Origin of the sequence: Moorena sp. SIO4G3 (assembly GCF_010692305.1) — a bacterium.
Classification (GTDB): domain Bacteria; phylum Cyanobacteriota; class Cyanobacteriia; order Cyanobacteriales; family Coleofasciculaceae; genus Moorena; species Moorena producens_A.
On record NZ_JAAHIG010000428.1, the window covers coordinates 1 to 7,134 of the forward strand.

General features: G+C 43.0%; 5 protein-coding genes. All 5 read left to right on the forward strand.

Features of this window, described 5'->3' with window-relative positions; genetic code table 11:
* Positions 1-533: 533 nt before the first annotated feature.
* Positions 534-2,309 (forward strand): fatty acyl-AMP ligase, encoded by a 1,776-nt coding sequence (locus tag F6J99_RS38930; RefSeq protein WP_293121397.1) that lies wholly within the window; start codon positions 534-536, stop codon positions 2,307-2,309.
* A gap of 267 nt (positions 2,310-2,576) precedes the next feature.
* The gene (locus F6J99_RS38935; RefSeq protein WP_293058839.1) at positions 2,577-2,933 is read left to right on the forward strand and encodes an acyl carrier protein; all 357 of its coding nucleotides are present in this window, start codon (positions 2,577-2,579) and stop codon (positions 2,931-2,933) included.
* A gap of 81 nt (positions 2,934-3,014) precedes the next feature.
* Positions 3,015-4,403, forward strand: a complete 1,389-nt coding sequence (locus tag F6J99_RS38940; protein WP_293121399.1) for a hypothetical protein — start codon at positions 3,015-3,017, stop codon at positions 4,401-4,403.
* Between the two features lie 140 nt (positions 4,404-4,543).
* Positions 4,544-5,689, forward strand: coding sequence for a hypothetical protein (locus tag F6J99_RS38945; protein WP_293121401.1), 1,146 nt, complete (start codon positions 4,544-4,546; stop codon positions 5,687-5,689).
* Positions 5,690-6,170: 481 nt separating this feature from the next.
* Positions 6,171-7,134, forward strand: a 964-nt coding sequence (locus F6J99_RS38950; RefSeq protein ID WP_293121403.1) for a polyketide synthase, incomplete at its 3' end; no start/stop codon positions are given.

A 7,134-nucleotide genomic window follows, 5' to 3' on the forward strand; every position in this document is an offset into this window, starting at 1 on the left:
ATGAACCAATCTGAGGTACTTAGAAGTTTAATAGCTCGCTTTCCCGATCCCAAGGACTCTGTGTAAAATTCATCCCACACCTATGCTACGCATCAGGATGTGGGGCTTCTTTTACCGGCCAGCTAAATTAACATGATTCTCCCAAAATCCCCTCGTGCCTATCACGATTTTTCGCTCCTTTTTGGCAAAAGGCTTTCCCTATACAAACTGAGCGAGAACGTGGGACGTCAAGTTTTTTGATCACAGTAATCATATCAAGTGACTTTTGTCAAGTTTTGTGTAAAGAAATATGTTTATAAAGCATAGGTGCTTTAGCCGGGGGAGATGTCAAGGTTGGAAGAGAGTCAAGCAGAATTTAGTTACGATTAGGGTTGACAGGTAGTTTTTTTTTTGCTATAGTTTAACGTGCATAAATTCGGTGGCTATCAAGGCTCAGAAACCTAAGTACACCTAAGTAAAGTTAAAACAGTAAAAAACTGTGGCAAGGGAGCAAGTAAGCGTTGAAAAACGCTATCTAGCAAGGAGCTTGAAACTTGGAAAATATCAGATGTTCAGACCTTGACGAGAAGTTTTCCAATCTGGTAGAGTTGTTGCGCTATAGAGCCCTAACTCAGCCTGATCAAATCGCTTATACTTTCAATGAAAAAGGGGAAGAAGAAACTGATCTACTCACCTATGAGGTATTAGACAAACGCTCAAGGGCGATCGCCTGCCAGTTGCAGTCTCTGGGGGCAACGGGAGAACGAGCTTTGCTAGTCTATCCACCAGGTATAGACTTCATTGCTGCCTTCTTTGGGTGCTTGTACGCTGGCGTAATTGCAGTGCCCGCTTATCCACCACCCCGACGCAGTCACAATCTGTCTCGGTTGTTAGCGATCGCATCAGATGCAGAGGCGTTGTTTGCCCTAACTACCACATCTCTTATGACCGAGTTAACCAGTCGCTTTGCCCAGCATCCAGCTCTGGGGAGGCTGCACCTGCTTGCTACCAATAAATGCGATCGCGACCAAGGCTTGGACTGGTCTGAACCAACCCTAGACAGCAGTAGCCTGGCCTTTCTCCAGTACACCTCCGGTTCTACCGGGACACCGAAAGGAGTAATGGTAAGTCACGGTAATCTGCTACACAATCAGCGGATGGTTAAGCAAGCCTTCGGACATAGCGAACAAACCATTTTTGTTGGTTGGCTGCCTCTATTCCATGATATGGGGCTAATTGGCAACGTGCTTCAGCCCTTATATTTGGGGATCCCCTGTATTCTCCTCTCACCCCTGGCATTTCTGCAGACGCCTATACGTTGGTTAAAAGCGATTTCCCGATACAAAGCTACCACTAGTGGTGGCCCTAATTTTGCTTATGACCTGTGCGTTCGTAAAGTTAAGCCAGACCAGTTGGCTACTCTAGATCTGAGCAGCTGGGATGTGGCTTTTACAGGAGCGGAACCAGTCCGTGCCGAGACCCTAGAGCAGTTTGCTGCTAAATTTGGCCCCTGTGGCTTCCGAAAAGAGGCGTTTTACCCCTGCTATGGCATGGCAGAAGCCACGTTATTTGTGTCTGGGGGGTTGAAAACAGAGCAACCAGTTATCTGTTCGCTTGATGGGAAAGCACTAGAACAAAATAAAGTAATACCCGTCTGTAGCGAGGTTACAGGTCTCCGTAAGGTTGTAGGTTGTGGCCAGTCATGGTTAGACCAAAAAATTGCCATCGTTGACCCTGAATCCTTAAAGCTATGCGCTGATAACCAAGTAGGAGAAATTTGGGTGTCCGGTGCCAGTGTAGCTGGTGGCTATTGGCAGAAACCAAAGGAAACAAAACAGACGTTTCATGGCTACATAGCAGATACAGGAAAAGGTCCATTTATGCGGACTGGAGACCTAGGATTTTTAAACAATGGAGAACTATTTGTTACAGGTCGCCTCAAGGATGTTATTATTATTCGCGGTCGCAATCATTATCCCCAAGATATTGAACTGACGGTGGAGCGGAGTCATATTGCTTTACGACCAGCTTCAGGAGCAGCTTTTGTAATGGAGGTCAACGGTGAACAGCGACTAGTCATTGTTCAGGAAGTAGAGCGGACTTACCTACGAAAGTTAGACACACAGGAGGTAGTCAGACATATTCGTCGGGAAGTGGCATCTAGTCACGAACTGCAGGTTCATGATGTAGCACTGTTAAAACCTGGGAGTATCCCTAAGACTTCCAGTGGCAAGATTCAGCGTCATCGTTGTCGAGCTAAGTTTCTCAATGGAACTTTGGGTGTATTAAATTCAGCAGAATCTGAGAAAGACCTATGTCGATGCATTTAGATCCCACAACACTAGTAGAGTGGATTGCCACTTCTACGGCGAAGCCAAAGCCAAAAATAACAATTAAGAGTGATGGGATTGGGGTTCGCAATTGTGATTGCTTCTCAGTATTAACTTTAGGTTACTGTTCAATATGCACTAGTGAATTGGCTGACTTGGTCTGGGAGGTTAAAGTTCCAACAACAGGAATGATAGAAGCTAAGGCTATCTCCAAAAGTTTAACATTTGATGTCAATTGTAGCAATAATTATCGAGGATTTTTAAACAATGGAAAATCAAAATCTAGAAGTTGCCGAGATGCCAATAATAGATTCAGTAAGTAATACTTCAGTAAGTAGCACTGACAATGGTCACATAGCTCCTCCTCAAGAACCTATAACTGCAGCAACAATTCAAGCTTGGTTAGTATCCTATCTGGCTGAAATGTTAGAAATCGAACCCGATGAGGTGGATATTACCTTAGACTTTAATGACTATGGTTTGGATTCAAGTGCAGCTGTTGGAATCACGGGGGACTTAGAGGAATGGTTAAAGCAGGAACTCGCTCCTACCCTTCTTTACGATTACCCAAGTGTTGAATCTCTGGCGCAGCATTTAGCCAATGAACTCAAAGGAGAGGCTTAAATGGGATTAAATCTTCCCATTGATTCAGTTTCAATATAAACATCATCAAAGTTGTTAATTGCACTCACCGGGAAAAAAAAAGTGATAAAAACTGTATCAAATCAAACCAGAACTAGTCAAGCTTCAAACCTGGAGGACAAAAATAATCAGAAGCATTTGACATTGATTGAAAGAACCTTTAATAGTAATGTTAAGTCTGACTATACCGAGAAAATAGAGGAGCTAGGTAAAAACTTTAACTATCAGGTTAATCGCGATTGTTATTGGAGTGACCCAGAACTTTCGGTGCTCTACGGTACACCCATTTACCAAGCTGCCTCACCTTCGCAAAAAATTGCGCTCAATCATCTGTTCTGGGTTAGCCAGTACAATGGAACAGCCGCTAGCGAAGCAGCAACTATCTTTTACAACCAAGTCACAAGGGGCGTTTTTGTCGCAGTTGGCGGTTACGAAACCCTATGCCAGGAATTGGAAACCGAAACCAAGCAAGAACATTACCACGTTAAAACCTTTCACAAGGTTGGTTACAAGACTAAGCAGGCGCTGCTGGGCAAAGCCCTATTAAAAAATTCGTTTCAGAGTAAATGGTACAAATCGCAGAAACAGAGGAGACTCAGAGGAAATATTGTCAACTTACTACCGAAGAAGTTGCTCTTCTCCCTTGACTGGGAGAAGACCTGGCGCTGGACAGTTGAAAAAATGCTTCCTGGGCAAAAAAACTGCCGTTCGCAGTATTTGGAGGAACTAGTGCAGAGAAATGAGCCAATTCCTGGGTATGCAGACGGGATAGCAGGACTATTGGCTCCTCGGCAGATGCTGCCGTTTTTTGTCTACAACTGGGGAAGTTCGCCGTTCTTGGCTAGTCAATACTACACCATACGCTACATTGTTAATTTAGTTCTCAAAAATCAGGAACATTCCTATTTCAAGTATTTTAAGGACTTACACAAGAGATCTGAGTTCATTCCCACCCCCACAGCTATTTCCCACTTCCATTTGTTAGATGAATCGTTTCATACCACCATTTCCCAGACCATTTCTCGCGACTTATACAAAGACTTTTCCCCGCCAACGGCCTATGAAAAATTTGTGGCCAATATGACGATCTACATGATGCAACGTAATGTTTTGAGCGGACTTTCTTGTATATTACCCGGTCAGTGCGTGGTAGATGAGTCGCTAAGTATGTTGTTGTGCTACAAAATACTGCGATCGCCGATATTCGGAATGTCTTCCTCTGAAGCACTCAATAGTATGCAACAAAGTTTGTGTCAAGAAAATGAAGCATTTCACGTCAGCCTCAAGTCCCACCAACGGTTACTGTCTGATATTCGGCGCTTTTTTAATGACATTGACTACCTCTGGCCAGTCAATCGAGAAATGCGCCTGATGGACTCAGCAGCTAACATTGACCGGGCTATCCAAGCAAATATCAAAACCTTTAAACAATTTGCTAAGTCCGTAGCCTAAACCACTCGATTTTTTACGTTATATACCATCATCATTTTCTGGGGCAGTGGATAGTACGCCACGGTCAAACTTAGAAGATTTTCAGATTGAATTTAGTTGTACTATTGTAAGATTTCGTCTACATTCTGGATAAAAAAATAATGGCACAACAGTTGCAAACAGCCGAATTAAACAAAAAAAAATCGCTCTCACGGGGAAAGAAAACATTAACCGCAATTGAAAAAACATGTCGCAGTAACTTAGAATCCAACTATACAGAAAAAATAGAAGAACTCGAGAAAAGCTTTAACTACCATAAAAATAGCGATCACTATTGGAGCGAACCGGAACAATCCATATTATATGGCACCCCCCTTTATGAAGTTGCTTCTCCCTCTCAAAAAATAGCACTCAATCACCTGAATTGGTTTTTGGCATACCATAATATTTCTGCTGGGGAAACTGAGGTCATTACTTATAATCAAGTTACCTCCAGTGTTTTTGCTGCCATTGGCGGTTACGAAACTATATCCCAGGAGTTGGATATCGAAACTGAACAGGAGCGTTCTCACATTCACGCCTTTCACAAAATCGGATTTTTAACAACTAGAACGTTACTAGGAAAAGATGCCTTTAAAGCTCCCCTAAAAGGTAAATCGTACAAATTGAAAAGAAGGGGCTTAGCTAATGGTTCAAAGTCTTCAGATTCACAACATTTATACTTGAGTCTGAAAAATTTGCCCTGGTCAGAGTACCGAGATAAAACCTTGGGTTTCATCCCTAAAGGGATGTTGAGCGGCTCAAAACAATACTATTCTCAGTATTTGAGGGAATTAGAGCAGAAAAATCAATCAATACCAGGTTCTGCTGGGGGATTTTGGGGACTAGGATTAGCACCAGACTCTCGCTTACGGTTCTTGACCTTCAACTGGGGAGGTTCCCCTTTTATGGCGTGCCAATACTATGCCTTGCGCTACATGGCGAATATGGGAGTCAAAAATATAGAATTCACTATCTATAAATATTTCCAAAAATTGCAAAAAAAAGGTGAGTTTATCCCAAGTCCAACAGCCATTTACTACTATCATTTGTTGGATGAAGCGTTTCACACCACAACGTCCATGTTTCTGGGTAGAGACTTGTACAAAGAATTATCAAAACCAACGGTCTACGAAAAACTTGTCGCTAATTGGACAATATATTTAATTCAGAAAAATTTCCATAATGGAATTTCTGGTGCATCACCAGTATTGATGTCTAAAGATAACTTTTCTACGATTGATTTTGTTTATAAGATCCTGAAATAACCTGTATTTGGTATGTCCCAAAGAGAATCGCTTGATTGGATGCAGCAGTGTTTCTGTCAGGAACACGAGGGATTTCATGTGGCTCTTAAAAACCACCAAAATCTCTGATCAAATAGTCGGCGTTTTTGTGAAGAGATTGATTACCTTTGGCCAGTCAACCGCGAAATGCGCTTGATGGCAGCTGCTGGCTCAATTGACAAATCTCTGCAAGCTAATCGCCAAACATTTGAGCAGTTTTCTAGATTGGTGACTAATTAGGTGCAGTAAAAGAAATGGGAAACATACTCTAATGCTGCTAGATACCAACAACCCAACTTGAATCATTTAATCTTAGTGCAGGATATTCCATCCTTGCTGAGTGGGCAGGGAGGAATGCCCGGAGCACTTTGATTTGGTAAGCAAAAAAAACGTTTAATCTTTGTATTTACTAGTAGTTTTAAACCGCGTAATTAAAGTATTTTCAATCATTGAGTAAGTATTGATGATTTCAGACTCAACACCTATAGCAATTGTTGGCATTGGTTGTCGTTTTCCTCAGGCTGAAACACCACAAGAGTTTTGGCAAATTCTGCATGATGGGATAGATGGGATCACTCAGATACCTAAAGACCGATGGGATATTGATTCGTTTTATGAACCCGAACCGGCTACCCCAGGAAAAATGAATACCCGCTGTGCTGGTTTATTAGAACAAGTAGATGGATTTGAACCCAGCTTTTTTCGTGTTTCCTCCCGCGAAGCTAAGCAGATGGATCCCCAGCAAAGACTGATCTTGGAAGTGGCTTGGGAAGCCTTGGAAAATGCTGGAATAGCACCAGAACGATTAGCTGGTAGTCAGACCGGGGTCTTTGTTGGTGTTACCAACTCTGATTACTCTGTGCTTATGCCCAGAGATATTTCTGGCTTAGATGCATACAGTGGAACTGGAACAAACTCATCGATTATTCCTTGTCGCTTATCTTATGTGCTGAATCTGCGCGGACCAAGTCTGGCTGTGGATACCGCTTGCTCCTCATCTTTAGTAGCACTTCACTATGGCTGCCAAAGTTTGAAAACAGGGGAATCTGATCTGTGCCTGGTTGGAGGGGTGAACCTAATTCTTATGCCAGAGCCGACAATTATTTGCTCCCAGGCTCAGATGATGTCAGCAGATGGGCGTTGCAAAACGTTTGATCAAGCTGCGGATGGTTATGTCAGGGGAGAAGGATGTGGCGTTGTTGTCCTGAAGCGGCTGGCAGATGCAATCCGGGATGGGGATAATATTCGGGCAATTATTAGAGGTTCAGCGGTTAACCAAGATGGTCACAGTAATGGACTAACAGCTCCCAATGGTCCTTCTCAACAAGCAGTGATCCGGCAAGCCTTAGCCAATGCTGGGGTTAAACCAGCACAGATTAGTTATGTAGAAACCCACGGTACGGGAACCCCTTTGGGAGACCCCATTG